Annotated in this window: 32 protein-coding genes; 21 read left to right on the forward strand and 11 right to left on the reverse strand. The window is 69.3% G+C overall.

Annotated features, from left to right (window positions below; all coding sequences use genetic code 11):
• The first annotated feature begins 61 nt into the window (after window positions 1-61).
• On the forward strand, window positions 62-1,558 hold the full coding sequence (locus tag EIY87_RS28030) for a hypothetical protein (protein ID WP_125312847.1): 1,497 nt from the start codon (window positions 62-64) through the stop codon (window positions 1,556-1,558).
• 19 nt (window positions 1,559-1,577) lie between these two features.
• Here the strand turns inward: EIY87_RS28030 and EIY87_RS28035 are convergent, their stop codons facing one another.
• From EIY87_RS28035 to EIY87_RS28060, 6 genes are all read right to left on the reverse strand, one after another.
• The gene (locus tag EIY87_RS28035) at window positions 1,578-1,943 is read right to left on the reverse strand and encodes an STAS domain-containing protein (protein WP_125312848.1); all 366 of its coding nucleotides are present in this window, start codon (window positions 1,941-1,943) and stop codon (window positions 1,578-1,580) included.
• Window positions 1,944-2,027: 84 nt separating this feature from the next.
• Window positions 2,028-2,405 (reverse strand): DUF1330 domain-containing protein, encoded by a 378-nt coding sequence (locus EIY87_RS28040; RefSeq protein ID WP_125312849.1) that lies wholly within the window; start codon window positions 2,403-2,405, stop codon window positions 2,028-2,030.
• A 76-nt stretch (window positions 2,406-2,481) separates the two neighbouring features.
• Window positions 2,482-3,261, reverse strand: coding sequence for an ABC transporter permease (locus EIY87_RS28045; protein ID WP_125312850.1), 780 nt, complete (start codon window positions 3,259-3,261; stop codon window positions 2,482-2,484).
• Complete coding sequence (locus EIY87_RS28050; protein ID WP_125312851.1) at window positions 3,258-4,160, reverse strand: ABC transporter ATP-binding protein; 903 nt, start codon at window positions 4,158-4,160, stop codon at window positions 3,258-3,260. The genes EIY87_RS28045 and EIY87_RS28050 overlap by 4 nt, the downstream gene beginning before the upstream one ends.
• A 60-nt stretch (window positions 4,161-4,220) precedes the next feature.
• Window positions 4,221-4,436, reverse strand: a complete 216-nt coding sequence (locus tag EIY87_RS28055; protein WP_125312852.1) for a YrhK family protein — start codon at window positions 4,434-4,436, stop codon at window positions 4,221-4,223.
• A 33-nt stretch (window positions 4,437-4,469) separates the two neighbouring features.
• A complete protein-coding gene (locus EIY87_RS28060) occupies window positions 4,470-5,078 on the reverse strand; it encodes a DUF4232 domain-containing protein (RefSeq protein ID WP_225440071.1) in 609 nt (202 codons plus the stop codon).
• Between the two features lie 298 nt (window positions 5,079-5,376).
• Here EIY87_RS28060 and ehuB point away from each other — a divergent pair, with 298 nt between their 5' ends.
• From ehuB to EIY87_RS28105, 10 genes are all read left to right on the forward strand, one after another.
• Window positions 5,377-6,282: an ectoine/hydroxyectoine ABC transporter substrate-binding protein EhuB gene (ehuB, locus tag EIY87_RS28065; protein WP_125312854.1), complete on the forward strand. Its 906-nt coding sequence runs from the start codon at window positions 5,377-5,379 to the stop codon at window positions 6,280-6,282.
• Window positions 6,283-6,294: 12 nt separating this feature from the next.
• Window positions 6,295-6,969, forward strand: coding sequence for an ectoine/hydroxyectoine ABC transporter permease subunit EhuC (gene ehuC / locus EIY87_RS28070; RefSeq protein WP_125312855.1), 675 nt, complete (start codon window positions 6,295-6,297; stop codon window positions 6,967-6,969).
• A gap of 1 nt (window position 6,970) precedes the next feature.
• Entirely contained in the window at window positions 6,971-7,627 is a 657-nt protein-coding gene (gene ehuD, locus EIY87_RS28075; protein ID WP_125312856.1) for an ectoine/hydroxyectoine ABC transporter permease subunit EhuD, read from the forward strand.
• Between the two features lies 1 nt (window position 7,628).
• A complete protein-coding gene (gene ehuA / locus EIY87_RS28080) occupies window positions 7,629-8,393 on the forward strand; it encodes an ectoine/hydroxyectoine ABC transporter ATP-binding protein EhuA (protein WP_125313566.1) in 765 nt (254 codons plus the stop codon).
• An 87-nt stretch (window positions 8,394-8,480) separates the two neighbouring features.
• Window positions 8,481-8,900, forward strand: coding sequence for an SPW repeat domain-containing protein (locus EIY87_RS47755; protein WP_158641367.1), 420 nt, complete (start codon window positions 8,481-8,483; stop codon window positions 8,898-8,900).
• Complete coding sequence (locus tag EIY87_RS28085) at window positions 8,897-9,760, forward strand: universal stress protein (RefSeq protein ID WP_158641368.1); 864 nt, start codon at window positions 8,897-8,899, stop codon at window positions 9,758-9,760. Before EIY87_RS47755 ends, EIY87_RS28085 begins: the two co-directional genes overlap by 4 nt.
• 2 nt (window positions 9,761-9,762) lie before the next feature.
• The gene (locus EIY87_RS28090; RefSeq protein ID WP_125312858.1) at window positions 9,763-10,182 is read left to right on the forward strand and encodes a hypothetical protein; all 420 of its coding nucleotides are present in this window, start codon (window positions 9,763-9,765) and stop codon (window positions 10,180-10,182) included.
• Window positions 10,169-10,525, forward strand: a complete 357-nt coding sequence (locus EIY87_RS48970) for a hypothetical protein (protein ID WP_125312859.1) — start codon at window positions 10,169-10,171, stop codon at window positions 10,523-10,525. The genes EIY87_RS28090 and EIY87_RS48970 overlap by 14 nt, the downstream gene beginning before the upstream one ends.
• Complete coding sequence (locus EIY87_RS28100) at window positions 10,522-10,746, forward strand: hypothetical protein (RefSeq protein WP_125312860.1); 225 nt, start codon at window positions 10,522-10,524, stop codon at window positions 10,744-10,746. The genes EIY87_RS48970 and EIY87_RS28100 overlap by 4 nt, the downstream gene beginning before the upstream one ends.
• Before the next feature lie 28 nt (window positions 10,747-10,774).
• Window positions 10,775-11,029, forward strand: a complete 255-nt coding sequence (locus EIY87_RS28105) for a hypothetical protein (RefSeq protein ID WP_125312861.1) — start codon at window positions 10,775-10,777, stop codon at window positions 11,027-11,029.
• Between the two features lie 222 nt (window positions 11,030-11,251).
• On the opposite strand, the gene EIY87_RS28110 is transcribed toward EIY87_RS28105, so the two are convergent.
• Genes EIY87_RS28110 through EIY87_RS28120 form a run of 3 tightly spaced genes read right to left on the reverse strand, consistent with a single transcriptional unit; the run spans window position 11,252 to window position 14,257 of the window.
• Window positions 11,252-12,157, reverse strand: coding sequence for a glycine betaine ABC transporter substrate-binding protein (locus EIY87_RS28110; protein WP_125312862.1), 906 nt, complete (start codon window positions 12,155-12,157; stop codon window positions 11,252-11,254).
• Window positions 12,158-12,171: 14 nt separating this feature from the next.
• Complete coding sequence (locus tag EIY87_RS28115) at window positions 12,172-13,020, reverse strand: ABC transporter permease (RefSeq protein WP_125312863.1); 849 nt, start codon at window positions 13,018-13,020, stop codon at window positions 12,172-12,174.
• Window positions 13,013-14,257, reverse strand: coding sequence for a quaternary amine ABC transporter ATP-binding protein (locus tag EIY87_RS28120; RefSeq protein ID WP_191984331.1), 1,245 nt, complete (start codon window positions 14,255-14,257; stop codon window positions 13,013-13,015). The genes EIY87_RS28115 and EIY87_RS28120 overlap by 8 nt, the downstream gene beginning before the upstream one ends.
• Window positions 14,258-14,383: 126 nt before the next feature.
• Here EIY87_RS28120 and EIY87_RS28125 point away from each other — a divergent pair, with 126 nt between their 5' ends.
• From EIY87_RS28125 to EIY87_RS28160, 8 genes are all read left to right on the forward strand, one after another.
• Window positions 14,384-15,418 (forward strand): ion channel, encoded by a 1,035-nt coding sequence (locus EIY87_RS28125; protein ID WP_125312864.1) that lies wholly within the window; start codon window positions 14,384-14,386, stop codon window positions 15,416-15,418.
• A 118-nt stretch (window positions 15,419-15,536) separates the two neighbouring features.
• Window positions 15,537-16,742: a cation:proton antiporter gene (locus tag EIY87_RS28130; RefSeq protein WP_125312865.1), complete on the forward strand. Its 1,206-nt coding sequence runs from the start codon at window positions 15,537-15,539 to the stop codon at window positions 16,740-16,742.
• 39 nt (window positions 16,743-16,781) lie between these two features.
• Window positions 16,782-17,228 (forward strand): CBS domain-containing protein, encoded by a 447-nt coding sequence (locus tag EIY87_RS28135; RefSeq protein ID WP_125312866.1) that lies wholly within the window; start codon window positions 16,782-16,784, stop codon window positions 17,226-17,228.
• Between the two features lie 16 nt (window positions 17,229-17,244).
• On the forward strand, window positions 17,245-18,537 hold the full coding sequence (locus EIY87_RS28140) for an ArsB/NhaD family transporter (RefSeq protein ID WP_125312867.1): 1,293 nt from the start codon (window positions 17,245-17,247) through the stop codon (window positions 18,535-18,537).
• Between the two features lie 273 nt (window positions 18,538-18,810).
• On the forward strand, window positions 18,811-19,242 hold the full coding sequence (locus tag EIY87_RS28145; protein WP_125312868.1) for an SPW repeat domain-containing protein: 432 nt from the start codon (window positions 18,811-18,813) through the stop codon (window positions 19,240-19,242).
• Window positions 19,243-19,287: 45 nt separating this feature from the next.
• Window positions 19,288-21,027 (forward strand): chloride channel protein, encoded by a 1,740-nt coding sequence (locus EIY87_RS28150; RefSeq protein ID WP_125313568.1) that lies wholly within the window; start codon window positions 19,288-19,290, stop codon window positions 21,025-21,027.
• 28 nt (window positions 21,028-21,055) lie between these two features.
• The gene (locus EIY87_RS28155) at window positions 21,056-21,796 is read left to right on the forward strand and encodes a DsbA family protein (RefSeq protein ID WP_125312869.1); all 741 of its coding nucleotides are present in this window, start codon (window positions 21,056-21,058) and stop codon (window positions 21,794-21,796) included.
• Window positions 21,793-22,365 (forward strand): vitamin K epoxide reductase family protein, encoded by a 573-nt coding sequence (locus EIY87_RS28160; protein ID WP_125312870.1) that lies wholly within the window; start codon window positions 21,793-21,795, stop codon window positions 22,363-22,365. Before EIY87_RS28155 ends, EIY87_RS28160 begins: the two co-directional genes overlap by 4 nt.
• On the opposite strand, the gene EIY87_RS28165 is transcribed toward EIY87_RS28160, so the two are convergent.
• Window positions 22,344-24,617: a heavy metal translocating P-type ATPase gene (locus EIY87_RS28165; protein ID WP_225440073.1), complete on the reverse strand. Its 2,274-nt coding sequence runs from the start codon at window positions 24,615-24,617 to the stop codon at window positions 22,344-22,346. The genes EIY87_RS28160 and EIY87_RS28165 overlap by 22 nt on opposite strands.
• 63 nt (window positions 24,618-24,680) lie before the next feature.
• Between EIY87_RS28165 and EIY87_RS28170 the strand changes: the two genes are divergently transcribed.
• Both EIY87_RS28170 and EIY87_RS28175 read left to right on the forward strand, forming a co-directional pair.
• Window positions 24,681-25,589, forward strand: coding sequence for a cytochrome c oxidase assembly protein (locus EIY87_RS28170; protein WP_125312871.1), 909 nt, complete (start codon window positions 24,681-24,683; stop codon window positions 25,587-25,589).
• On the forward strand, window positions 25,589-26,011 hold the full coding sequence (locus EIY87_RS28175; RefSeq protein ID WP_125312872.1) for a DUF6292 family protein: 423 nt from the start codon (window positions 25,589-25,591) through the stop codon (window positions 26,009-26,011). The genes EIY87_RS28170 and EIY87_RS28175 overlap by 1 nt, the downstream gene beginning before the upstream one ends.
• A gap of 10 nt (window positions 26,012-26,021) precedes the next feature.
• Here the strand turns inward: EIY87_RS28175 and EIY87_RS28180 are convergent, their stop codons facing one another.
• Window positions 26,022-26,516, reverse strand: a complete 495-nt coding sequence (locus EIY87_RS28180; RefSeq protein ID WP_125312873.1) for a MarR family winged helix-turn-helix transcriptional regulator — start codon at window positions 26,514-26,516, stop codon at window positions 26,022-26,024.
• Between the last annotated feature and the right edge of the window lie 7 nt (window positions 26,517-26,523).

Consider the following 26,523-nt stretch of genomic DNA (forward strand, 5'->3'; position numbering starts at 1 on the left):
GATCGGGTTGTTCGATCGCCGATGCCCGGATTCTGTCGGTGGTGTGGGGCATCCTGGGAACGTGCACGAAGCCGTATTGGGTGCCCTGGCCGGGATTCCGTCGTTGTCCGAGTCGCAGTTGAGCGGCGTGATCACCACGCTCGCGACCATGCGACCGCACCTGCTGCGCCAGGTGGCGCTCCGGGATGACCTCACCGACGAAACACGGCTCCGTCTCGTCGAGGTGGCCGAAGGCTACCTGGTCGTCGACCTTCTCGAACTGCTGCCGGCCGATCCGGGGCTGATCGATGCGGCGGCTCGGCACCCGCGCGAGCTGCCGGGGTTGATCGGGTTGTGCGGTAAACGCGGCTGGGACGGAAAGGCGATCGAGCTCGCCGGCGGCGTGGAAGCGGCGGAAGTCGGTTCGGTCGCCACCCGCTGGAGTCGGGCCGTCGGCTCGGAGCTCCCGGAGCCGCTCGTGGTGGCTCTCGTCAACTCGGCGTTGACCGACCGAGGTGAACCGCCGGAACTGGAAGGCCTGAACAGGTGGGAGCACAACCGCCTGATGGAGCGGCTCAGGACCGAGCGGGAACAGCGGGAGCAGGCAGCATGGTCTCTGCTCGAAGAACGGCCGGCCGTGTGGAGGGTGCTGGTCGCTGGACCGCATGGAGAGACGGTTCGGCGGATGCTGCTGGAGCGAGCGGGCACTCTGTCCGACGAACTGCTCATGGCCTGCTTGCCGGTCGTGACCCGCGACTTCGGGGCCGGCGGAAAATACGTTCAAGGCATTCGGTTGCAGTCGGCTGCGGACCACGTCCGCCGGTGGCCCCGGCTCAGGCAGATCGCCGCCGTCCCGCTCGCCGAATTCGTTCGTGACGTCGTGGCCCGCGGTTGGGAGCCGGTGAGCCGGTACAGCGGGCCGGACTGGGACGACATCGCCGCACTGGCCGAGCTCACGGACGACGGTGACCTCCTGCGTTCTGTGGTCGTGTCCATTCGGGAAAGCTGCCGCGGCTCCGACCGTGATCGAGCCCTTTCCGCGAAGGACGCCGACGTGCGAGCGAGCGCGATCGAGCTGTTGGTGGCGAACCCCCGGACGCCGCGCGATGCCCTCCTGGACCTCGTTCCGCTGCTCGACGAGCCTTCGCTCCTCGCGGTTGAACGTCGTAGCGAAGACGAATTGACCTCGGCCAGCCGGTCTCGCCGAGAACAGCTCGCCTGGCAGGCGCAGACGAAGAAGCCGCCACTAATCCGGGTGCCGACCGACGCCGAACTGGCGGGTGAACAGGATCCGGCGGCGATTCTGGCAGGGCACCTGCGGAATCTCCGTGGTCGCGCGGCGCAACGCGACCTCACCACAGCTGGCCTGCTCCAGTCCCGGTACAGCACGCCTGAGCTGCTGCGTGCTCTGCCTGCGCGGCAAGTGCTCGACAGTCCTGGTCAGGTGAAACAAGTCGCGAAGATGATCGCCGAGGTGTGCGGCGACGATGAGAAAAGCTGGTTGTCGCTCGCTTCGGTGAGCGACGAGAACATTTCTCGTACTCTTGCGTTCGGAAAATGGCTGGACGGTCTAAAGTAACTCGGCAACCGAATGATGGTCAGGCGGCGTGGAGGGCTTCGTCGACGCTGCTGAAGGTGGGAAATTCTTCATCCAGACCGGTGATGAGCACGACCTTCCGCGCAATCGTGCCGGTGGTCGCGACGATGTGGTGGCGGAGCCCGCGGTTATCGCAAGACCGGCCGAAGCCCGCCAACAAATGCACACCGGCAGCCGAAAAGAAGCCGACCGTGGTCAAGTCGACGACGACCAGTGCGGGTTGAGGTCGCGGCTCGATTGCTGTCCGGAGTCCGGCGTCCGCGCCGCGGCTGGTCGACACGTCGATCTCGCCGCTAATACCGAGCACAACGGCGTCGGCTATCGAGTTTCGCGTGATGGTGAAGCGCGCCGTGCCTTGCTTGTCCATGGCCGTGCTCCGCTCCGGTCGGTGACCCGCCTTCACAACGGTAGTCCTGTACGGCGCCGGGGTGCAGGTCGAAGCCCTGGTTGGTCAGAATTCTGGGCCGGACCAGGGCGTCGTCGCCTGAAGGACCGCTTCGGTCAGCGCTTCGGTGCGCAGGTGAGTGACCTGCTGGTACTCCGGGTCGGCGACCATCCGGCTGAACGCTTCGCGGCTCGGGTAGCGCACGAGCAGCACGGCGTCCCAGTCCTGGCCTTGCTCGGCGACGAGCGAGGTGGAGCCGTCGCCCGCGTAGAGAACCTCGGCGCCGTAGCGGGGCAAGAAGGTCTTCTCGAGCGCGGCGGCGTACTGGGCGTAGCTGTCGCGGCCGTCTTCGCGGAACCGCAGGAGGTTCAGCATCACGACCGGGCCGCCGGGGTCTTCGGCGAGGTAGCGCTTGAGGTCCTTGCCGCGGGGATCCACCGCCATGTCGTGCCTCATCTCGAACGGGTCGTACGGGTGCTGAACGAGCGCTTGCTCACCCTAGTCGACGTCGAGCCGCTCGTCATCGGTCGTGGTCAGCTCGGTTCCACCACATGGTCGTGCCAGCGGTTCCGAGGACGGCGACGAGCACGACCAGGGCGTACCCGACGGGACCGGGCAGTTCACCTTCGGAGCCGGCAGTCCCGGCGAAAAGGGCCGGGACCGACCAGGGGAAGAACCGGCCGTAGCCGAGCAGGGCCACGACCTGGGCCAGGAAAGTCGCCGCGAACATGGCAGCCACTCCGGCCAGGTAGCCGCGCCCGGCGCTGGCGCCCAGCGCGAACGGCGTCACCAGCGCGATCGTCATCACCGTGGTGAGCACCAGCTTCACGAGACCGCCGGCCGCAACCGGCAGGGACCAGCCGGGCAAGCCGATCGCCGCGCCGATCGCCAGCCCGAGGCCATAGGTGTAAAGCGAGAGCAGGAGGCACCAGACCGCGGTGACCTCGAACTTGGCGGCGACGATCGCGGCGCGCGGGGTCGGCAGGGCCAGCAGGTCCTTGGCCGTGTCCTGGCTGAACTCCCGGCCGAATACCCACACCACTACGAGCCCGAATAGCAGCGTGCCGCCGACCGCGACGGTCTGGGACAGCAGGGCGAAGTAGCCGGGCCAGTCCGCGGTGCCGCCGGTGAGCGCGGCTTTGGTGCCGAGCAGGCCGAGGGCTCGGGCGCGGCCGACGTCCTGGAGGATGAACATGACCAGGCCGCCGAAGCAGGCCGCGATCGTGAATGCGATCCCGGTCGTCCACTGCAGCCGTGACCGGCGGGCTTTGAGCACTTCGGCCCAGATGGCGGCGTTCACGCCGCGCCGACCAGGCGGAGGAAGCACGTTTCCAGGTCTTCTTGGTCGACGGCGAGCCGGATGGGCGGGCAGCCCGCTTCGACGAGCAGCGTGGCGACTTCGTCCGGGTGGCGGATCGCCCGGTCGCCCGCGAGCGCGAGTCCGTGGTCGTCTTCCTCGGTGGGGTGCCCGGCCGCGCGGAGCACCGCGGCGGCTCGGTCGTGGTCGCGGACGCCGACGCGCAGCCGGGGGCGGGCCTGGGCGATCAGGTCGGCGGCGGCGCCGGCCCAGACGAGCCGGCCGCGGTCGAGTACGCCGATCCGGGTCGCGAGGCGGGCGACTTCGGTCAGGATGTGGCTGGACAGCAGCACCGTGACGCCGTCGCGGTGGGCGAGGTCGTGCAGCAGCTGCCGGATCTCGACGACGCCGGCCGGGTCGAGGCCGTTCGCCGGTTCGTCGAGTACGAGCAGTTCGGGCCGGTGGACCAGCGCTTTGGCGAGGCTGAGACGCTGCTTGTTGCCGAGCGACAGCGTCCGTGCGCGGTGCCGGCGGTGGTGGTCGAGGCCCAGCCGTGAGATGACTTCGGCGACGGCCGTCTCGTCGCGCACGGCGTGCAGGCGCGCGGCCAGCCGGACGTTCTCTTCGACGGTGAGGTCGGGATAGGCGGACGGAGTTTCGACGAGGTGGCCGACCCGGGACCAGACCGAGTACGCGCCGGGCCGGACCGCCGTACCCAGCACCGACACCCGGCCGCTGGTGGGGCGGACCATGCCGAGCAGCATCCGGATGGTGGTCGTCTTGCCCGCGCCGTTGAGACCGAGCAGGGCGTGGATTTCGCCGGGTGCCACGTGCAGGTCGAGCTCGTCGACCGCGACCACGTCGCGGTAGTTCTTGGTCAGGCCGATCGCGTCGATCGTCATGGGAAGCCTCCGCGTTCGATGACGACGCCGACCAGGCTTCCCGGCACTCCACCGGTGAGCTTACTCCGTTGAGAGCCGGTGTCGCTCGTGCAGATACAGCGCTTGGCCGACCGCGCCGAGCAGCATCCCGAACGAGCCGACGATGAACAGCCAGATCGCGAGCAGCTCGGTGCTGTGCCAGACGAACAAGACACTGCCGACGAAGAAGACCAGGTTGCCGGCCACGCCGATCACCAGGTGCACGGTCGGGAACTCGCGGACGAACGCCTTGATCATGGTGACTCAGCGAATCCTTTCGAAGTACGGCGGTCAGGCCGGGTGCACGGTCTTGACGGAGAGCTGGTTGCCGGGGAGATCGTCGTTCGCGCAGCCCGTTCCCGGCATGGGCACGAAGTTCGAGTCGGTTTCCTGTGGCAGGTAGATGCGCAGGCCGCGTACCGGTGTCGGCCGGCAGATGTCGTCCGGGTAGTTGTGGACGTTCACGAACTGGATGACCGCAGCCGCGGTCTGTCCTGGCTTCAGCCGGACCGGATCTCCCTTCGTTCCGATGCGGTAAGCGGCTTCACCTACCTGGTGACCGTCGTCACCGGCCACATAGGACACTCCGGGGAATCCCTGCACGGTGCACGGTTGCGCCTTCGCGTTGGTGATCAGCAGGGGACGGTAGAGCGATCCCGCCGCGGCGTCCCCCTTGCCGAGAGCCAACTCGACGTCGCCTGCGCCGCAAAGGTTGTTTCCGCTGGGTACCGCGGGCGTCGATGGTGGCGGCGAAGTTGATTCCGTCGTACTCGCGGTGACGGTGTACGTCGGTGATGCGGTCGACGACGGCGCGGATGTGCTCGGAGCGGTCGCGGCGGGCTCGCTGCTGCCGCAGCCGACCAGTCCCAGAATACCGGCTGATGTGGCGACGAGGGGCAATAGGCGTGAACTATTCGGGCGAGGCAAGGGTTCTCTCCCTAGGTCGGTCGTTCGGGGCTTACGAAGGAGGAGTACCCGGTCCGTGACGCCGGATGCGCAGCTTGACCTGACGGTCCTCTTACGATCAGGGCCGCGAATCGTAAGGTGATCGTCAGGTGGGATGGTGCGGATTTCGGTGACACTGAAAGGTTGTTCGGCAAGTACTAGTCACGTTCGAGTAACAGCATTCGCCGTTTTCTTTGTGGCAGAAGAAATTCGCGCCTAGGTTCGTGGCCACTCGGATCGTGAAGGGGTGCGAATGACGCACGGAGGATGGACTCGCCGCGACATGCTGCGGCGGACGGCGCTCACCACGGCGGTCGTGCTCGGTGGGGCCGGGGCGCTGTCGGCGTGCGAGAGCACCGGTGGTGCCGGCGATGGCAAGGATGCCTTGCAAGCGGCCAAGGACGCCAAGACGATCAGGATCGGCATCGCGAACGAAGCGCCGTACGGATTCGCCGACAGCTCGGGGAAGACGACCGGCGAAGCGCCGGAAGTGGCCCGCGCGGTGTTCAAGGCGCTGGGCATCGACGGCGTCCAGGCCAGCGTGGTCCCGTTCGACCAGCTCATCCCCGCGCTCACTGCGAAGCAGTTCGACGTCGTCGCCGCGGGCATGAACATCACCGGGAAGCGCTGCCAAGCCGCGGACTTCTCGGCGCCCGACTATTCGGCGCTCACGGCCTTGCTGGTGCCGAAGGGGAATCCGCAGGGCGTGCTGAAGCTCGAAGACGTGGCCGCGAAGAAGGTCAAGGTGGCGGTGCTCTCGGCCGCGGTCGAGAAGGGCTACCTCACCGGCGCCGGCGTGGCCGAGGACCAGATCCAGACGCTCGACACGCAGGACAACATGCTGCGCGCGGTCGCCGACGGCCGCGTCTACGCCGCCGCACTCACCGACATCTCGCTCAAGTGGCTGGTCAAGCAGAACCCGGCCGCCGCGGTCGAGGTGACGCCCGGATTCGTCCCGATGGCGGACGGGAAGCCCGTGATCTCGGCCGGTGGTTTCGTCTTCCGGAAGGAGGACGACACGCTGCGCACGGCGTTCGACGCGGAGCTGAAGAAGCTGCACGACAGCGGCGAGTGGGTGAAGATCGCGTCGCCGTTCGGGTTCGACGAGAGCAACCTGCCGAAGCCGGACGTCACGACCGAGAAGCTGTGCACCGCGTGATGCGAGATCGCCTTGCCTGACTCCTTCGGCACGATCCTGTCGTCGATCCTGCAGGGCCTGACGACGACGGTGTCCGCCGCGGCCGGCGGGATCGCCCTGACGGTCGTGCTGGCGTTCGCCGCGGGGCTGGCGCTGGTCTCGCGTTCGCGGGTGGTCCGGGCGGTCAGCCGGGTCTACGTCGAAGTCTTCCGGGGCACCTCCGAAGTGGTCCAGCTGTTCTGGCTCTACTTCGTGCTGCCGGCCCTGGTGGGCTTCAAACTCGTCCCGCTGTTCGCCGGCATCCTCGTGCTGGGCCTGAACCACGGCGCCTACGGCGCGGAGATCGTCCGCGGCGCCGTGAACTCCATCCCCCGGGCCCAGTACGAGGGGGCGATCGCGCTGAACCTGTCCCCGTCACAGCGGATGTGGCGGGTCCTGCTGCCGCAAGCCGTGGTCGAGATGCTGCCGCCGTTCACGAACCTGTTCATCCAGCTGCTGAAGAGCACCGCGCTGCTGTCGTTCATCTCGGCCGGCGACATCGCCGAACACGGTGAGCTGCTCCGGCCGGTCTTCGGGCAGGACATCGTCTGGATCTACGGCACCGAGCTGGTGCTGTACCTCGTGCTGGCGTTGCTGATCAAGTACGGCATGCGGGTGCTCGAGCGCGCCGGGGCGCGTCGGCTCGGGCGCCGGACCGCGGGGGTGTGACGTGGACTGGGACTGGGACAGCGCGGCCGCGTCGGTGCCGCTGCTGCTGGACGGTTTGCTCACCACCGTCGAATTGACCTTGCTCGGTTCGGTGCTCGCCTACGCGCTGGGCATCGTGTTCGCCCTGCTGCGCCGGGCTCGCGTCCCGGTGCTGAGCCCGGTCGTGGCGGGCGTGGTCGAGTTCATCCGGAGCACGCCGCTGCTCATCCAGGTGTTCGCGCTCTACTACCTGATCGAGCCGGCCATCGGGCTGAAGCTGTCCGGGTTCGTGACCGGTGTGATCGCCCTGGGTGTGCACTACGCCTGCTACACCGCCGACGTCTACCGCGCCGGGATCGAAGCGGTCCCGGCCGGTCAGTGGGAGGCGGCGGTGGCGCTGAACCTGCCTCGGCGGCGGGTCTGGACGGGCGTGGTGCTGCCGCAGGCGATCCCGCGGGTCCTGCCCGCGCTGGGCAACTACACGATCTCGATGTTCAAGGAGGTTCCGCTGTTGCTCGCCATCGGCGTGCTCGACGTGCTCAACCGGGCCAAGGAAGTCGGCGCCGAGACCTTCCGCGTCATCGAGCCCTACACGCTCGCCGGAGTGTTGTTCCTCCTGGTGAGCCTGCCCGCGTCGATCCTCGTGCGGAAGGTGGAGCGTCGTGTCGGACACCTCTGAGATGATCCGGTTCGACCACGTGGTCAAGCGGTTCGGCGACCACGTCGTGCTCGACGAGTTGAGCTTCCGCGTCGGCCGCGGCGAGTTCGTCTCGCTGATCGGGCCGAGCGGATCGGGCAAGACCACCATCCTGCGGCTGCTGATGACCCTGGAACGCGTGGACGGCGGCACCATCCACGTCGGCGGGCAGTGCCTGAGCCATCGGCTGAAGGACGGCGGCCTCGTTCCAGCCGACGAGCGTCATCTCCGGGCGGCGCGCAAGCGCATCGGCATGGTCTTCCAGCACTTCAACCTCTTCCCGAACATGAACGTCCGGCAGAACATCGTCGAGGCGCCGCTGCGGGTACTAGGTCTGTCCAAAGAGGAGGCCGACGCGCGCGCGGCGCAGCTGCTGCAGCTGGTGGGTCTCGCCGACAAGATGGACGCCCACCCGGCGCGGTTGTCGGGCGGCCAGCAGCAGCGCGTGGCGATCGCGCGCGCTCTCGCGATGCGGCCGCAGGTGCTGCTGCTCGACGAGGTCACCTCGGCGCTGGACCCCGAGCTGGTCGCCGAAGTCCTGGCGGTGCTCAAGGAGATCGCCGCGAGCACCGACATCACGATCCTGTGCGTGACGCACGAGATGGAGTTCGCCCGGCACGTCTCCGACCGGGTCCTCATGTTCGACCACGGCCGGATCCTCGAAGACGCCCCGCCGGAAAAGCTGTTCACCGCACCCACCCAGGAGCGTACGAGGACCTTCCTGAAGGCGGTGCTCGAACGCGGCTGAGGCGGATCGCAAGCTGATCGTCAGGTGCAGCGACGTCCTCCCGCGAGAGGGTGGAGCCGCACGCGCGACGAAAGGAGCCGAGGACCCATGAGGACCCGGACCCTGTCCCGGACGAGCGTGGCCGCGCACAGCCTGGCGCTGGCCACCGTGAACGCCCTGACCTTCCTGACCGGGTTGTGGCTGGCGCTGTCCCCGTTCCAGCTGGACCAACAGCTGAGCGGCGGTGGCTTCAACGGCTACTGGAACGATGTGCTCGTCGGCACGATCGTGCTGCTGTGCGGCGCCGCACAGCTGGTGGCGCCGGCGGCCGCGCACGTCTGGCGGCCGGTGCTCCCGCTCGCCGGGGCCTGGCTGATCGTGGCACCGACCGCCCTCGGCTACAACGCCGGGACTCCGGCGCCGGCGACGACCACGAGCGATGTCGCCGCCGGCGCCGTGATCCTCACGCTCTGGGCGATCGGCGTGGCCGTCCTGGGCCGGGCACTGCGCGATCGGAGCGAGCGGTGACCACGACGGAGCCGGGGGTCATCGTTTCCGGATACGACGGCACGCCCCAGTCGCTGCGCGCGGTGTTCTGGGCCGCGGCGGAGGCCGATCGCCGGCACGGCGCGCTCGTCCTCGCTCGCGCCGTCGGGTGGAGCTGGCCGCGGGCGAGCTACCCCGAGGTGGCGCTTTTGCCGCCGAGCGGGGGAACGGACCGGCTGCGCGAGGAGGCTGAGGCGCAGACAGGGGAGGCCGTGCGGGAGATCGGCCACTCTCATCCCGACCTCGAGGTGCGGACGGTCCTGCTCGAAGACGTACCCACGCAGGCGCTGGCTCGCGTGGCCGCCCGGGCCGGAGCGGTAATGGTGGTGGTGGGCCCACCGGGGCCTGGGTCGCTGGGACGGTCGGTCTTCGGGTCGGCCACGGCGGCGCTCGCGCGGTCGTCCGGGCGCCCGCTGGTCGTCGTCAGAGGAAAGGATCCGGTCGAAGGGAGCGCGGGCCTCCCCGTGGTCGTCGGTCTCGACCCGGCAGCCGACAATTCCGCCGCCCTGGCCTTCGCGCTGGACTTCGCCCAGCGGCACGCGGTCCCGGTGCGCCTCGTCCACGCCGTGACCGGCCGGCCCCGCAGGCACGCCGGTCCGTCGGAGACGATGGTGAACGAGCTGGCGGACTGGCTGTCCGCCTACCCCGAGGTTCCCTTCGAGCACGAGCTGGTCCGGGACTTCCCCGAGCGGGCGTTGCTCGACCGCGCGAGCCAAGCCACGCTGCTCGTGGTCGGCGACAGCCGGCACAACCCGCTCCGGCGGGTGCTGTGCGGCTCGGTGAGCCGGACCGTCCTGCACTACGCGCCGTGCCCGGTGAGCGTCGTCGGAGCCAGGACGTAGCCGTGTTCGACTACGTGGAAGCCATTGTCATCGCGGCTCCGGTGCCGGCGGTTCGTGAGACGCTACGGACCATCGAAGGAGAGTGGCTCGGCCGGCCTGCGCTGTCCGATGAGCGGGCCGAGTCTTCCTGCTTGCGGCCGGCTCCGGTCCTGAACCGCAGTTCGTTCGCGCGCTACCGCTGGCTGGGGCTGCCGGTGGACGTCGCCGAGAGCGTCACGTGGAGCGTCGAGCGGTACGGGTACGACAGCACGGTGGTCCGCGCCCACGTCTGGGCGGAATTCCGAGCGGGGCTGCGCGCGCGGCTCATGGAGCTGGCCTTCGCCCGCTTGCTCGGCGGCGTCGCCCGAGACCGCGAGCACACACGTTCGCAGCTGCGCTACCTGAAGCGGATGAGCGAGGGGCTGAAACGTGGAACGCGCTGACGAAGAGGCGGAGGTGTCGCGGCTGCAGGGTGTCGTCGAGCTGATGTGGCGCACCGCGTCCGTGCACCGGGCCCGGGCGGCGAGGCTGGTGACGGCCGCCGAGCCGGGCGGCGAATTCCAGGCCCGCGTCGAACGCGGACTGGCGAAGGTCGCGGCCGAGCACGCGATGGCTTTCCAGGAGCTGGCGGACGCCGCCGAAGCACGGCATACGGCGGCGGGCATGCCGGTTACGTCGCCGGAGTGGAACGCGGCGATGACGCGGTCGGTTGCGGCGCTTCGCCGGGCCGAGGCCCACCACCACCGGGCCGCGGCCGTGCCCGCACACGACGAGCCGCCTCGGTGACCATCGTGTTCGCCGCGGCGCTGGCGATGGTCGCGCTCGTCCTCGTCCCGGCACGCCACCGGTACTGGCGTCTGGCCGCGGTCCTCGGCTGGACGGCCGTCTGGCTCGACGGGCACGCCGGGCTGAACCCGGTCGATCTGACCGGTCTGGGCATCGCCGTGGGCAGCCTGGTCGTCGTGCTGGTGCGGCAGCAGCGGACGCGGTCCGGCGAGGGCGGCTGAGCGGGCGGAATCGCAAGGTAATCGTCAGGTGCAACTGTTCACGGATGCGGAACGCTGGCAGTGGCACCGGCGACCGCCGGACCGTGGTGGACGACGGCCGGTGGCGCACGAAGAGCTGATCGACCTGGAACAGCAAGGCTGGCAGGCGCTCATGGCGACGCCTGCGGCTGCACGGAAGTTCTATGAGAACGTCTTCGATGAGCGGAAAGTCGTGCTGCTGTCCGACCTGCCGCCGATCCGGACCCGCGACGAGGCGCTCGACGCGTTGTGCGGTCCGGTCTGAGAAGAGTTCCGGTTGCACGGCCTGCGTTGCGTCCAGCTCAGCAAGGGCACCGGAGTGGTCCGCTACAGCATCGCGGCGGCGCGCTCGGCGCTGCCGTACTCGGCGCAGGTGAGCAGCGTCTACGCGCGCGCCGGCCGGGCGGCTGGATGCTCACCTTCCACCAGCGGACCCGCCGGTGAGCCGTGCGGCCGCCACCGGCGCGTGGCGGCGGCCGCACGAGTATCAGAGGCCGGTGAAGGCCTGGTCGACGAACGCCTTGTTCCGGTCGATCCACTTCTGGGCGGCGGCCTTCTCCTGACCCTTGGGCGCCTGCTGGATCAGGTCCTCCAACGAGCCGAGCTGCTCGTCGGTGAGCTTCAGCCCCTTGGCGACCTTGGCCAGGGCCGGGAAGTCGGTCCCGAAGCTCTTGCGGCCGATGGCGTGCAGCTGCTCGCCCTTGCCCATCGCGCCCTCGGGGTCCTTCAGGTCCTTGAGCGGGTAGCGCGAGTACGCCCAATGCGGGTGCCACAGCGTCACCACGATCGGCTTCTTGTCCTTGATGGACGAATCGAGCGCGGCGAGCATCGCCGTCGTCGACGAGTTCTGCAGCGTGATCGTGCCGTCGAGGCCATACTTGGGGATCGTGGTCTTCTCGACGATCCCGGTTTCGCCCGCGCTGGCCTCGATGCCGGTGATCTTGCCGCCGAAGTCGGCGGCGTGCGCCTTGAGGTCGGCGATGCTGTCGACGCCCTGGACGTAGTCGGGCACCGCGAGGTTCAGGGTCGCGTTGTCGTACCAGGTGCCGAGGTCTTCGAGCTGGCTGGAGTACTGCTTCCAGTACTGCTCGTGCGTGGCCGGGAGCCAGGCGTCGAGGAACAGGTCGACGTCGCCCTTGGCCAGGCCGGCGTAGATCGGGCCGACGTCCAGCAGCTGGGTCTTGACCTGGTAGCCCTTGCTTTCCAGCACGGCATGGTAGAGGTTCGTCAGCGCGACGTCCTCGTCCCAGTTGATGTAGCCGATGGTGACCGACTTCGAGCCCTGGTCGTTACCCGACTGCGCTTCGCGGCCACCGCAGGCGGTGAGCGCCAGCGCCGACAGCACCGCGGTCCCGAGGGCGGCGATCCGGCGGATCTTCGGAGTTTTCCGCACGTTTCTTCCTTTCTCTAGCGGTCTTTTCGTTCCGGCGGCGCGCTGCTGAGCCGGTCGAGGTAGATCGCCAGGACGACCACGCCGAGGCCGGCCTCGAAGCCGGAGCCGAGTTTCAGGCTGGTGACCGCGGCGTAGACCTCGGCGCCGAGACCTGGCGCGCCGACCATGCCGGAGATCACGACCATCGACAGCGACAGCATGATGATCTGGTTGACCCCGGCCAGGATCGTCGGCAGCGCCAAGGGAAGCTGGATCTCGGTCAGGATCTTCCGCGGTGGCGAACCGAACGCCTCGCCGGCCTCGACCATCTCCGGGTCCACCTGGCGGATGCCCAGTTCGGTCAGCCGCACTCCGGGCGGCAACGCGAACACCACGGTCGCGACGACGCCGGGGACCGGGCCGATCGAGAAGAAGAAGATTACCGGGATCAGGTAGACGAACGCCGGGAGTGTCTGCATGAAGTCCAGCACTGGCCGCACGACCCGGCTCACGGTCGCGTTGCGCGCGGCCAGGATCCCGATCGGCACGGCGATCGCCACGGCCACGACGCCGGCGACGAGCACCTGGGCGAGCGTCTCCATGGCGGACGGGAAGCGGTCCAGGCTGTCGATGAGGGCGAAGCCGACCGCCGACCCCACGCCGAAGCGCCAGCCTCTTTGCCACCAGCCGAGTGCGGCGAACAGCACGATCAGCACTGGCGCCGGTGGCGCTTGCAGGGCGTCGGAGAGCCCTTCGACGACGCCCTTGATGATGGTGTCGATCGCGTCGAAGAACGGACCGATGTTGTTCTGGAGCCAGTCGACGACGGCTTGGAACCCGTCGCCGACCGGAATTCGCGGCACTTGCCAGGCGGTTTCACGCACCTGAGCTCACCTCCGGCTTGCCGGCCAGCGCTTCCAGTACCGAGCTGCCCGTCACGGCGCCGAGTAGCCGGCGACGTTCGTCGACCACCGCGATCGGGCGCCCCGCGGCTGCATCCGAGAAGAGTTCGGAGATCGGTGTGCCGGGCGGGACTTCGGGAAAGCCGTTGCTCACCGCGGTCGTGACGGTGTTCGCGCCGCGGGCAGCGGCGGCGACGGCGTCGGCCATGGTGACGATACCGACGAGGCCGCCGTCGGGGTCGACGGCGAACATCTCGGTGACCTCGAGCTTGCGCATGGTGTGGATCGAGGCACGAGGGCCGGACGACGTCGCCAGCGTCTTGCCCGGCGGGCGCATCACTGAACCTGCGGTGAGCACGCGGGACCGGTCGACGTCCCGCACGAACCGGGCGATGTGCTCGTCGGCGGGCGTGGTGAGGATCTCGTCGGCCGTGCCGAGCTGGACGATGCGGCCGTCGCGCATTATCGCGATCCGGTCGCCGAGGCGCATGGCTTCGTTCAGGTCGTGGGTGATGAACACGATCGTCTTGCCGAGCGTGGCCTGCAGCTGCAGGAGCTGGTCCTGCATTTCCTTGCGGATCAACGGGTCCAGCGCGCTGAACGCCTCGTCCATCAGCAGGATGTCGGTGTCGGCGGCCAGTGCGCGGGCAAGGCCGACGCGCTGGCGCATACCGCCGGAAAGCTGCTTCGGCAGGCGGTCGCCCCAGCCGTCCAAGCCCACGAGCCGCAACGCCTCTTCGGCGCGCTGGGTGCGTTCGTCGCGAGCCACGCCTTGCACACGCAGTCCGTAGGCGGTGTTCTCGAGCACCGTTCGGTGCGGGAAGAGAGCGAAGTGCTGGAACACCATGCTCATCCGCTTGCTGCGCAGCTGCCGGACGTCGCTCTTGGACAGTGCGGTGAGGTCCTGGCCGTCCACGAGCACGCGTCCCGCGGTGGCCGGCAACAGGCCGTTGAGCATCCGCAGCAGCGTCGATTTCCCCGAGCCGGACAGGCCCATCACGACGAAGATCTCGCCGTCGCGGACCTCGAACGAGGCGTCAACGACGGCGGCGGTGGCGCCGTCCAGCTCATCGCGTGGCGTGCCGCTCTCGAGGCGGCGGACGGCTTCTTGGGCGCGCCTGCCGAACACCTTGTACAGCTTCTCGGCTCTGACTGTCGGCAATGGACTCCCGACTTTCCTTGAGGGAACGGAACACGGGGCAACGTTGACCAGCGGCATCATTGCACATGGCAATATTTACTCAATCTCAGGTTGAAGCGATTACAGTCCGGTAAAGTCCGTTGTGTCCGGGTCGTCGATGTGTTCGGCTGGCGAGATTCACGACCGTGCCGGTGAAGGGGATGGATGACGTTCTTCCTGTCTCGGCTGCTCGCTCGCTGGGTGTTCACGCGAGGCTGGCTGTTGCCGGTGACTGTTGTCGTGGTCGTGTTCGCGACGAGCTGGCCGCTGATGGCGCTCGCCGAACCGGCGGGCAGCGACTTGGTGAGTCCGGGCAACTACTGGTGGTACTTCGTCGTGACGGCCGCCACTGTCGGCTACGGCGACTACTCGCCTGTGACAACCGCGGGGCACTTCGTCGGCGGCTACGTCATCATCGGTGGGATCGCGACCCTCACGACGGTGTTCACCCGGCTCGCCACCGCGCTGGAGCAAGCGAAAGGACGTCGGATGCAGGGGACGGAACCGGTGCGCGCGACCGGGCACACGGTGCTGATCGGCTACACGGCCGGCCGGACCGAGCGGATCGTGGCCCAGCTCCTGGCCGACGACGTGACCGGGCTCGTCCTCTGCACGGGCGAGGAGGTGCCGGTGCACCCGATGCCCGGGGAACCGGTGGACTTCGTCCGGGGCGACCCGACGGCGGCCGACGTGCTGGCGCGGGCGGCCGTGCACCGGGCGGCGACCGTGCTGGTGGACATGGCCGACGACAACGAAGCACTGGCCGTCGCGGTCACCGTCGACCACGCGAACCCCTCGGCGCACGTCGTGGTGGCGTTGCGGGACATGGAACGTGCCGAACTGGTCCGGTACGTCGACCCGAAGATCAAGTGCGTGCAGTGGCACACCCCGCGGATGGTCACCGAAGAGCTGACTTCACCCGGGATTGCGGACGTCTACGCCGAGCTGATGACCGCCGGTGGCGCGAGCACGTACTCCGTGGCGCTGCCGGAGTCGCTCGGCGCCCTGCGGACCGAGCGGTGCCGGGTCGCGCTCGGCCGGGCGTTCGGCGCTACGATCCTGGCCGCTCGCGCGGCCGACGGGCTCGTGGTCAATCCCGGCTGGGACGGCGAGGTGCCTGCCGGTGCGGTGCTGTACTACGTCGGCCCGCGGCGGCTCACCGAAGCCGAGGTCACAGCGGAGTTGCGCGCGTCACGCTGAGGGATCCCGGTTTGCCCCACGCGGGTCTTTGCGGCATCTTTACGCGTGGAGTGCCGGGAAGTCTGGTCGGCCCTTCGTCCGGTGCGGGCGGAGGTGGCGACTCGAGGACGGAATTTTCATGGCGCTCGTACTGGCGTTCGGCGTCGTCCTGCTCATCAGTGTGTCCCTCTCCGGCGTTGCCGCGAGAACGGTGCTGTCGACGGCCTTGCTCTTCCTGCTCGCCGGCGCCCTGATCGGTCAGGGCGGCTTCGGTCTGGCGAAGATCGCGCCGCACGACCCGCTGGTCACCGCGTTGGCCGATATCGCGCTCTTCACGGTGTTGTTCACCGACGGGCAGCGCGCGAACGTGCGCGCTTTGAAGGAAGGCTGGCGGCTGTCCGGCCGGGCCCTCGGGCTGGGGATGCCGCTGACGATGGTCGGCATCGCGGTACCGGCGCACTTCCTGGTCGGTCTGGACTGGCCGACGGCGTTGCTGCTCGGGGCGATCCTCTCGCCGACCGACCCGGTGTTCGCGGCCGCGATCGTCGGTCGCGACGACGTCCCGCTGCGATTGCGGCGGCTGCTCAACGTCGAGTCCGGCCTCAACGACGGGCTCGCGCTGCCGTTCGTGCTGATCTTCCTGGCCACCGCTGCGCACGCCGACTCCGACCTGGGCACGGTCGGCATCGAGCTGGTGCTCGGCCTGGTCCTGGGTATCGCGATCCCGGCCCTGGTCACCTTGGCGTGGCGGTTGAAGGTGCTGACCGCCGAGCCGCGGCTGCAGGCGCTCGGTCCGCTCGCGATCGCGGTGATGCTCTACGCCGCCTGCCACCTGACCCACGCCAACCCCTACCTGGCCGCCTTCGCTGCCGGGTCGACGCTGGCCACGATGGACAAGATGGCCGCCGAGCACTTCGAACCGCTCGGCGGCCTGCTCTCGGAGATCACGAAGTTCGCCGCGCTGCTGGTCTTCGGTGCGCTGGTCACCCCCGAGCGGCTCGGCCACCTGAGCGTGGGTGGCTGGGTACTGGCCGTGCTCGCGATCATCCTGGTCCGCCCGGCCGCGATGCTGCTGTCGCTGCTGCGGACGAAGATGTCCGGCCGCGAACGCGCCGCGGCCGCGTGGTTCGGGCCGAAGGGGTTCGCGTCGGTGGTATACGGGCTGCTGGCCCTGCAGTCCGGCATCCCGGACGCCGAGCTGGTGTTCGACCTGGTCACCGTCACGATCGCGCTGTCGATCGTGCTGCATTCCTCGACCGACGTCCCGGTGGCGAAGGCACTGAGCTTCGAGCCGCCGGACAACCTGCCGACCGGCCGTCAAGAAATCGACAGGAGGACCGGATAGTGCGCCACGAACCAGCCCGAAGGGTCGTACGCTGGGCTGATGCACGCTGTGGAGATGGCCGAGGAGTACCCGGTCGTGGACGTCGATTCCGACGCGCTCGCCGCGGCGAAGCTGCTGGCCGAGCGGCGGCTGCCCGGCATCGTCGTGACCGATGCCTCCGGGTGCCCGTGTTCGATCCTGCCGGCGTCGCAGGTGGTGCAGTTCCTGGTGCCGGGATACGTGCGGGACGATCCGTCGCTGGCCGGGGTGCTGGACGAGTCGATGGCCGACCGGGCCGCGGACAAGCTCGGTGGCAAGACCGTCCGGTCGCTGCTGCCCGAAAAACCCTCGGAGCTGCCGCGGGTGCAGGGCGACGACACGATCGTGGAGGTCGCGGCGATCATGGCCCGCCTGCGCTGCCCGCTGGTCGCGGTGATGGAGGACAAGCACCTGCTCGGCGTGATCTCGGCGTCGCGGCTGCTCGAGCTGGCGCTCACGCCGCGCTGATCCCGGGGGCGGTGTGATGAGCACCGTGCTCGCCGTCGCGGTCTTCGTCGTCGCGTACGTCTTCATCGCCACCGAGAAGATCCCGAAGATGGTCGCCGCGCTGGCCGGCGCGGGGGTGGTGCTGGCGTTCGGGGTGACCGGCGCCGAGGACGCGTTCTACTCCCACGACACCGGCATCGACTGGGATGTCATCTTCCTGCTGCTCGGGATGATGATCATCGTCGGGGTGCTGCGGCGCACCGGGGTGTTCGAGTTCCTGGCGATCTGGGCGGCCAAGCGCGCCCAGGGCTCGCCGCTGCGGATCATGGTGCTGCTGGTGCTGATCACGGCGGTCGCGTCGGCGTTCCTGGACAACGTCACGACGGTGTTGCTGATCGCGCCGGTGACGCTGCTGGTCTGCGACCGGCTCGACATCAAGCCGACGCCGTTCCTCATCGCCGAGGTGCTGGCGTCGAACATCGGGGGCGCGGCGACGCTGATCGGAGATCCGCCGAACATCATCATCGGCAGCCGGGCGGGGCTGTCGTTCAACGACTTCCTGGTCAACATGGCCCCGATCGTCGTGATCGAGCTGGTGGCGTTCGTGCTGGCGCTGCGTTGGTTCTTCCGCGGCTCGTTCGCCGTCGATCCGGCACGGGTGGCCGACGTGATGCGGCTGAACGAGCGGGAGGCGATCCGGGACCGCGGGTTGCTGGTCAAGTGCGGCGTCGTGCTGCTGGCCGTCTTCGCCGGCTTTGTGGGGCATTCGGTGTTCCACATCGAGCCGTCGGTGGTGGCCCTCCTCGGTGCCGGGGTGCTGGTGCTGATTTCGCGGGCCGAGCCGAAGGACTTCCTCGCCGGGGTCGAGTGGGAGACGCTGCTGTTCTTCGCCGGGCTGTTCGTGATGATCGGCGCGCTGGTCAAGACGGGTGTCATCGGGAACCTGGCGAAGCTCGCCGCCGACGCCACCGGCGGAAACGCGCTGTTTGCCGTGATGCTGATCCTCGTCGTGTCCACCCTGCTGTCGGGGGTGATCGACAACATTCCGTACGTGGCCACGATGAGCCCGCTCGTGCTGGCCCTCACGCAGGACATTCCGGACCCGGGGCACTCGGAGGCGCTTTGGTGGTCACTGGCTCTCGGTGCGGACTTCGGCGGCAACATGACGGCCATCGGCGCCAGCGCGAATGTTGTAATGCTGGGGATCGCGGCGCGGTCGGGGAGCCCGATCTCGTTCTGGGAGTTCACCCGCAAGGGCGCCCAGGTCACGCTGCTGACGGTGCTGATCGCGGCGCCCTACCTCTGGCTGCGCTATTTCGTGCTCGGCTGAGGATTGCAAGGCAATCGTCAGGTCTGCCGGCCGCCGCGTGCGGGACAGTGGAGTCCGGCGCCGGCAGGCCGGGGCGGCCGTCGTGACCGAGGAACGCGTCATGGGTTTGGGGGCGCGGACTTCAGGGTGCTGAACGGCTTCGGCCTGGGCGGAAGCGGCGTCGTGACGCGGTGGCGGAGTACAGAGTCGTGCTCCGTCGCCGCGCCAGTTCTTCGTCAGAGGAGTAAACTGTTGTCTTGTGCAACGGTAACGACGAGGAATGCCGGAGGGATCATGGTCACTCGTGGTGGCGAACAGCACTTCTGGATCGGTCCGGGCACCGAAGGCGCGCTGACGCCCAGCCTGCCCAGCTCGCTGGCCTTCGTGGCGGCGCTGTGGCTCGGGTTCGCGCCCTACGTGCTGCACTTCAGTCAGGTGCGGGGCGGCCTCGCTGACGGCATCGACGTACTGGTGGCGCTGGTGGTCGCCGCTCTGGCGCTGGTCCGGACGGTCGTGCCCCGGGACTATCCGGCGTTCAGTGTGGTCAACGCCGTACTTGGCCTGTGGCTGATCGTCGCGCCCTTCGTGCTGGGGTACGACCTTGCCCGCGTGATCGTCACCGACCTTGTCGTGGGGGTTCTGCTCCTGGGGCTGGGCGGGCTCAGCGCGTTGCTGACCTATCGGCAGCGCGCGAAAGCGCAGGCGCGGGACGCCGCTGCCGCGTGACACAACCAAGTGTTGCATAATGCAATAGTGTCTTCGAGTAATAGCATTTCGGTCAGGCGCGTTCCGGTCCCGGTCCGGCAGCCGATCGGGAGGTGGCTGCGGGAGAGCCGGAGCGGCCTGGTCGGCTTGGCCGTGCTCATCGGCGCCGGCGCCGGGCTCGGCGCGATCGTCTTCCGCTGGCTGATCACGACCTTCACCCACCTATTCTCCGGGCAGGCCGACTACGCGGACGCAGGGCGGGCCGCGCACCCCTGGTTCCCCGAGCTAGGGCCGTGGTTCCTGCTGCTCGCGCCGGTCGTGGCCGGGCTGATCTACGGGCCGCTGGTGTACAAGTTCGCGCCAGAGGCCCGCGGGCACGGTGTGCCCGAGGTGATGTACGCGGTCGCCGAGCGGGGTGGCCGCATTCCGGCCCAGGTGAGCGCGGTGAAGGCACTGGCCTCGGCGCTGACCATCGGCTCCGGCGGGTCGGTCGGGCGGGAGGGCCCGATCGTGCAGATCGGCTCCGCCCTGGGGTCGACACTCGGACGAATCACGAAGCTGCCTGAGTCCCGTCTGCGGGTGCTGGTCGCCTGCGGGGCGGCGGGCGGCATCGCGGCGACGTTCAACGCGCCGCTGGCCGGTCCGTTCTTCGCGATGGAGCTGATCCTGCGCGACTTCGCCGCGGAGTCGTTCGGCGCGGTCGTGCTGGCGAGCGTGACCGCGAGCGTCGTCGGCCGGGCAGCGTTCGGGAACACGCCGTTCCTGGACCTGCCGCCGTTCACCTTGCGCAACCCGGTGGAGTACCTCCTGTTCGTGGTGCTCGGGGTCGTGGTGGGTGCGTGCGGGGTTTTGTTCACCCGGGTGCTGTACCGGATCGAGGACTTCTGCGATTGGGTATGGCGCGGGCCGGAATGGCTGCGCCCGGCCGTCGGCGGGCTGTTCCTCGGCGGGCTGTTGCTGCTGTTGCCGCAGATGTACGGGGTCGGGTACCCGGTGCTGCAGAACGCCGTCGAAGGCAAGTACGTCATCGGGTTCCTGCTGCTGTTGCTGGTCGGCAAGATCGTCGCGACGAGCTTGACGATCGGGATCGGCGGTTCGGGTGGGGTGTTCGCGCCGTCGTTGTTCATCGGGGCGATGGGCGGGACGGCGTTCGGGATCGTGGTGCACGCGTGGCTGCCGTCGCTGACGGCGTCGCCGGGGGTGTACGGGCTGATCGGGATGGGCGCGGCCTTCGCGGGCGCGGCGCGGGCGCCGATCACGGCGGTGATCGTGCTGTTCGAGCTGACCGGCCAGTACACGATCATCCTGCCGATGCTGACCGCGATCGTGATCGCGACCGCGACGAGCCGGACGTTGTCGCGGGACACGATCTACACGCTCAAGCTGCGCCGTCGCGGGGTCGACCTCGACCGGCATCCGCAGGAACGCCGGCTGGCTGCCACCATGATCGAAAGCGTCGCCGAGCCCCTGCCCGAACCGCTTCCTGCCGGCACGCCGCTCGAGCGGGCCGCGCACGCCTTGGCGGTGTCCGGGCACGGCATCTTGCCCGTGACCGACGAACAAGGGCGCTACCAGGGTTGCGTCACGGCGCAGGCGGTGGCCGAGGCCCTCGGTGACGACCACGACGGCACCGTTGGAGACCTGGCCGAGCTGCCGCCCCTGGTGACCTGCGAGACGTCGCTCGCCGACGCCCTGACCGCCTTGACGAACGCGCCCGGCACCGGTTTGCCCGTCCTTGATGGCGACCACCAGCTGACCGGATGGCTCACCCACCAAGCGGTGCTCTCCGCGCTCGCCCGGCAGTGACCGAACCACGGAAGGAACTTGAGGAGCGATGGCGAAGCGCAAGCGAAACCCGTTGACGGTGAAGAAAGGACTGTCCGCGAACGCGTGGACCACGATCGCCGTGCTGGTGGTCGCTGTGCTGGTGATCGGGGGCGTGCTGGTGTTCCAGTACAAGGATTCACCTGCGACGGGTGAGGACACGGTCGCCGCGGACGTGCTGCGGCACCCGGACAGTCACACGGTGACCGAGGCGAAGAACGGAAAGGTCACCGTGGTCGAGTTCATCGACTACCAATGCCCGGTGTGCGAGGCCTACTACCAGAACGTCACCGGCAAGCTCGCGAACGACTACTCTGGCCGGATCACGCTGGTGACCCGGAACTTCCCGCTGCCGATGCACCCGCTCGCCGTGCCCGCGGCGCGTGCGGCCGAAGCCGCCGCGCTGCAGGGGAAGTACCGGGAGATGTACGACAAGCTCTACGGCGACTACCGCACGTGGGCTCTCCAGCCGGACGGTCAGAACGTCAGCAGCGACGAGAAGCGCGCACAGGACCGCTTCGACGCGTACGCGAAGGAACTCGGCCTCGACCTCGACCGCTTCCACCGCGACCAGGCCTCACCGGCGGTCCAGCAACGGATCGACCAGGGCAAGGCCGACGGGCAGCAGGCCGGGGTCACCGGCACCCCGACCCTGTTCGTCAACGGGACCCAGTTCCGGCCGACCGGCAACACCTACCCGATGATCAGCCAGGAGCTGCGCACCCTGCTCGACAAGGACCTCGACCTGTGACCGCCGCAGTCCGCTCGCCCCGTGGCCTGGCCTGGCTCTACATCATCGGTGGCGCACTCGGCCTGTTCGCCGCGATCACCCTGACCATCGAGAAGATCGAGAAACTCCGCAATCCGGACTACGTCCCGAGCTGCTCGCTCAACCCGGTCGTGTCCTGCGGCTCGGTGATGGACAGCCCGCAGGCTGCCGCCTTCGGATTCCCGAACCCGCTCATCGGCATCGCGGCGTTCGCCGTCGTCGTGACGGCGGGCGTCGCCCTGCTGACCGGGTACCGGCCGCCGCGCTGGGTGTGGTCGGGGCTGCAGCTCGGGGTCACGTTCGGCGTGGTGTTCGTGCACTGGCTGGTGTTCCAGAGCCTGTACCGTATCCACGCCCTGTGCCCGTACTGCATGATCGTGTGGATCGTGACCATCGCGATCTTCTGGTACACCACGCTGCACAACCTCGACGGCACCCGGGTCGGCACCGGTCTGCGCCGCGTCCACACCGGCCTGCTGGCGCTGTGGTACGTGGTCATCGCCGGGCTGATCGCGCAGGCGTTCTGGGACTACTGGGTGTCGGTGGTCTGAGCCCGCGCCGCGTCGAAGGAGCGCAGGCGGAGGCTGTTCGAGACGACGAACAACGACGACGCCGCCATCGCGGCGGCCGAGATCAACGGGTTCAGCAGCCCGGCGGCCGCGACCGGGATGGCGGCGACGTTGTACCCGAACGCCCACCACAGGTTCCCGCGAATCGTGCGCAGCGTCGCCCGGGCCAACCGGACGGCCCGGGCGAGAACGCGCAGGTCGGTGCCGACGAGCACGACGTCGGCGGCGTTCGCCGCGACGTCGGTTCCGGTGACGAGGGCGAACCCGAGATCGGCGCCGGCCAGCGCGGGCGCGTCGTTGATCCCGTCCCCGACCATGGCGACCGTCCGGCCTTCCCGGCGCAGGCGCTGGATCACAGCGGCCTTCTCGTCCGGCAGGACCTCGGCGATCACCTCGTCGATCCCGAGCTCGGCGGCGATCGCGCGGGCGGTCGGCTCGCGGTCCCCGGTCAGCAGGATCGTGCGCAGTCCCAGGGCGTGCAGTTCGGCCACTGCCTCGGCCGAGCCGCGCCGGAGGGTGTCGGCGATGGCCAGGACGCCGATCGCGACGCCGTCGCGGGCCACCGCGACGACCCCCGATCCCTCTCCCTCGGAGCGGGCTGCCTCGGTGCGCACTTCCGGCGGCACTGTGACGCCGGAATCGGCGAGCAGCCGCAGCGAGCCGACCACGACGTCGTGGCCCTCGACTTCGCCTCGCGCGCCCAGCCCGGCCAGCGCGTGGAAGCCGGTCACCATCGGGACGGCGCCGATCGTCCGGTCGGCCTCGGTGACGATCGCGGTGGCGATGAGGTGTTCGGACGCCTGCTCGACGGCGGCCGTGAGGCGCAGCACCTCGTCGGCCTCGACTCCGTGCGGATGGATACCGGTCACCGCGATCCGGCCGGTCGTCACGGTGCCGGTCTTGTCCAGTACCACGGTGTCGACCGCCCGGGCCGCTTCGATCGCCTGGTGGCCTTTCAGAAACACGCCGAGCTGTGCCCCGCGGCCGGACGCGACGAGCATCGCGGTCGGCGTGGCCAGCCCGAGCGCGCACGGGCAGGCGATGATCAGCACCGCCAGCCCGGCACCGAAGGCGGGTTCGGCCGCGCCGCCGACGGCGTACCAGACCACAAAAGTACCGGCTGCCAGGGCGAGGACGACCGGCACGAACACCGCGGAGATCCGGTCGGCGACCCGCTGCACCCGCGCCTTCTCGAACAGCGCGTTCTCGACGAGCCGGGTGAGCCGGCCCAGCCGGGTGTCCTCGCCCACCGACGTGGCGCGGACGACGATCCGCCCGCCGATCGCGACCGTGGCGCCGAGCACCGGGTCGCCCGCCGTCGCCTCGCGGGGAACCGATTCGCCGGTCATCGCGCTGCCGTCGACGGCGCACGAGCCGGACACGACGACTCCGTCGGTGGCCACCGTCTCGCCGGGCCGCACGACGAAGTGGTCACCCGGCCGCAGGTCTCCGGCGGGGATGAGCTTTTCCCGGCCGTCGGCGCCGACGATGGTGACGTCCTTGACGCCCAGTTCCCCCAGCGCACGTAGCGCATCACCCGAGGCGTGCTTGACCTTCGCCTCGTAGAGCCGCCCGGCGAGCACGAAGATGGTCACCCCGACGGCGACATCGAGGTAGAGCGAGCCGGACGGCCGCAGCAGCAGGCCCCAGCCGCCGTCCAGGACGGCGGACGGCGCGGGCCGGGTCATCGCGTACCCGGACCAGAGGGTGGCGGCGATGATCCCGGTCGACACGAGGGTGTCCATGGAAGTCGTCCGCTGCTTCAGCGCGGCCGCGGCTTTCGCGTGGAACGGCCAGGCACACCAGGTCACCACCGGCAGTCCCAGAGCCAGGACGACCAACTGCCAGCCAGGAAAGCGCAGTGAGGGCACCAGCGCGAGGGTGAACGAGAGGTCCGCGGCCGGGACGCCCAGCAGCAACGCGATCACCAGCCGCTGCCAGATCCGGCGAACATCGGCGGCAGGCCCGTCGGTCGGCCGATCGCGGCCGAGAACTTCGGCGCGGTAGCCGGCGCGCGTCACCTCGGCCACCAGCATCTCGTCCGGGACAGCGGTGTGCACGACCGCTCGTTCGGTGGCGTAGTTGACGCTCGCGGTGACGCCCTCGAGCTTGTTCAGCTTCCGTTCGACCCGCGTCGCACAAGCCGCGCAGGTCATGCCGCCGACGACGAGCTCGGCTCGTCGCACGGCCGGGGAGGCCGTCGTCATCGTCGGATCGCCTCCGTCGAGTAGCATGGTGCAAATGTTGCTTATGGCAATTGTGCTCTCGCGGTGCGAGCGCCGAGGAAGTGGGGTGCGATGCCCCCGCTGACCTGGTCGGCGCTGCTCACCGAATGGGACTTGCCGGTACCGGCGGTGATCTTGCTCGGTGCCATCGCGGCCGGCTACCTCGTCGCCGCGGTCCGGCGACCCGGGTGGCCGTGGGGCCGGACCGGCACGTTCCTGGCCGGCATCGGGCTGGCGGTGTTCGCAATCGGCGGCGCCGTGAACGCCTACAGCGACGTCCTGTTTTCGATGCACATGGCCCAGCATCTGCTGCTGATCATGGTGGTACCGGCGTTGCTGCTGCTGGGTCGTCCGTTCGACCTGGTCCAGGGCCGGCTGCGCCGAGCCGGGCGAACGCTGGGGGTGGTCACGCACCCGGCGGTGGGCTTCGCGGGCTACACCGCGGTCGTCGTCGGAACCCACCTGACCCCGTTCCTGCAGCACGCGCTCATCTCGCCGCTCGTGCACGGCATCGAAGAGCTGCTCTACCTCGGGTCCGGGCTGCTCCTGCTGCTGCCCTTGGTCGGAGTTCGGCCAGGGCGTCCGCCGCTGTCCCATCTCGCCCGGCTGGTCGTGTTGTTCGGCGCGATGGTCGTCGACGCCGTGGTCGGCGTCGTGCTGATGATGACGCCGAGCGAGCCGTTCCCGGCCTACGCGGCCGTCGTCCGCGATTGGGGGCCTGGACTGGTGGAGGACCTGCACTGGGGCGGCGCGGCGATGTGGGTGGGCGGCGACGCGCTGATGGCGGCGCTGGCGGTGTTCGTCATCGGCCGCTGGATGTCGGCCATGGACCGCGGCGACGACCTGGGAACGTGGCTGGAGTCGGCTCGCCGGTCGGCCCTCGACCTCGGCGAAGGCACCGCGGTCGACGATGACGAGGAAGCACTGCGATCCTACAACGCCATGCTGGCCAGGCTCGCCGCCCGCGAAGGGGGACGATGATGCTCGATCACGACGCATCGCGCGAGGCGTTCGGCTTGGCCGGCTACGTGCGAGCGGTCGCGGCGGCTGTGGCGGTGCCCTGGTCCGACGCGGCCTGGGAGGTGGGCGACCATCCGGCCGCCTACCTCGCGTTACCCGCTCGGTGCGTCGACCACCCCGGCCGGGACCTGATCCTCATCTGGTCGTCCCGGCGCGGGTGGAAGCTCTGCATGGAAAGCACCCTCCACGACCCGCCGGCGGTGGTCGCCCGGCTGGGAACGCAGGTCGTTCCGGCGCCGGCCGAGGTCGAGAGCTTCGTCGGCGAGGTGCTCGCCGGACGTCGCAAGGGTGGTCGTTCGGCGCCGTCCTTGCCCAAGGAAGGGCCGGGGCTCACCGAGCTCCTGTCCGGCTACGCCGTCGGGCGAGAAGCGCCGCGGCTGTAGCCGGTCGCGATCAGGTCCAGACGGCTTCGGGGGCGACGGTCGAGGCGGGAGGTTCGCCGCCGGCCTCGGCGAAGGCGGTGAGGCTGTCGACGAGGCCGTGGCGGACTTCATCGGGCATCCGGGCGACGATCTTCGCGATCTCCTTGCGGCGCCGCGCGGTCACCTGGCGGACCACCTTCGTGCCCTCACGGGTCAATGCCAGCACGATCTCCCGCCGGGAGACGGTGCTGTGCTGGCGATCGACCATGCCGACGGTGACCAGGCGGTCGACCATCCGGCTCGCGGTCGACGGTGTGACCTGCAGGTACTCGGCGAGGTCGGCGTGCTTGAGCGGGCCTCGGGTCTGCAGGACCACCAGCAGCCGGAACTGCGGCAGCGTGATCGCGTCACCGGCGGCGGCGATGGACCGCGCCGACACGGCGACCAGCAGACGGGAGGCGGTCAGCACGGCGTCGGTGACAGCGTCGACGTCCGTCGCGTCGAGGGCAGGGGAGCTGCGAGGCATGTCCACC

The organism is Amycolatopsis eburnea (assembly GCF_003937945.1).
In the GTDB taxonomy this organism is placed as follows: Bacteria; Actinomycetota; Actinomycetes; order Mycobacteriales; family Pseudonocardiaceae; genus Amycolatopsis; species Amycolatopsis eburnea.

Coding starts and splice junctions, on each gene's coding strand:
- EIY87_RS28035 (WP_125312848.1), bottom strand. CDS start 1,943: ATGGACAAGCAAGGCACGGCGCGCTTCACCATCACGCGAAACTCGATA.
- EIY87_RS28040 (WP_125312849.1), bottom strand. CDS start 2,405: ATGGCGGTGGATCCCCGCGGCAAGGACCTCAAGCGCTACCTCGCCGAA.
- EIY87_RS28050 (WP_125312851.1), bottom strand. CDS start 4,160: ATGACGATCGACGCGATCGGCCTGACCAAGAACTACCGCGACGTGGTC.
- EIY87_RS28055 (WP_125312852.1), bottom strand. CDS start 4,436: ATGATCAAGGCGTTCGTCCGCGAGTTCCCGACCGTGCACCTGGTGATC.
- ehuB (WP_125312854.1), top strand. CDS start 5,377: ATGACGCACGGAGGATGGACTCGCCGCGACATGCTGCGGCGGACGGCG.
- ehuA (WP_125313566.1), top strand. CDS start 7,629: ATGATCCGGTTCGACCACGTGGTCAAGCGGTTCGGCGACCACGTCGTG.
- EIY87_RS47755 (WP_158641367.1), top strand. CDS start 8,481: ATGAGGACCCGGACCCTGTCCCGGACGAGCGTGGCCGCGCACAGCCTG.
- EIY87_RS28120 (WP_191984331.1), bottom strand. CDS start 14,257: ATGCCGCTGGTCAACGTTGCCCCGTGTTCCGTTCCCTCAAGGAAAGTC.
- EIY87_RS28125 (WP_125312864.1), top strand. CDS start 14,384: ATGACGTTCTTCCTGTCTCGGCTGCTCGCTCGCTGGGTGTTCACGCGA.
- EIY87_RS28130 (WP_125312865.1), top strand. CDS start 15,537: ATGGCGCTCGTACTGGCGTTCGGCGTCGTCCTGCTCATCAGTGTGTCC.
- EIY87_RS28135 (WP_125312866.1), top strand. CDS start 16,782: ATGCACGCTGTGGAGATGGCCGAGGAGTACCCGGTCGTGGACGTCGAT.
- EIY87_RS28140 (WP_125312867.1), top strand. CDS start 17,245: ATGAGCACCGTGCTCGCCGTCGCGGTCTTCGTCGTCGCGTACGTCTTC.
- EIY87_RS28145 (WP_125312868.1), top strand. CDS start 18,811: ATGGTCACTCGTGGTGGCGAACAGCACTTCTGGATCGGTCCGGGCACC.
- EIY87_RS28155 (WP_125312869.1), top strand. CDS start 21,056: ATGGCGAAGCGCAAGCGAAACCCGTTGACGGTGAAGAAAGGACTGTCC.
- EIY87_RS28165 (WP_225440073.1), bottom strand. CDS start 24,617: ATGCTACTCGACGGAGGCGATCCGACGATGACGACGGCCTCCCCGGCC.
- EIY87_RS28170 (WP_125312871.1), top strand. CDS start 24,681: ATGCCCCCGCTGACCTGGTCGGCGCTGCTCACCGAATGGGACTTGCCG.
- EIY87_RS28175 (WP_125312872.1), top strand. CDS start 25,589: ATGCTCGATCACGACGCATCGCGCGAGGCGTTCGGCTTGGCCGGCTAC.
- EIY87_RS28180 (WP_125312873.1), bottom strand. CDS start 26,516: ATGCCTCGCAGCTCCCCTGCCCTCGACGCGACGGACGTCGACGCTGTC.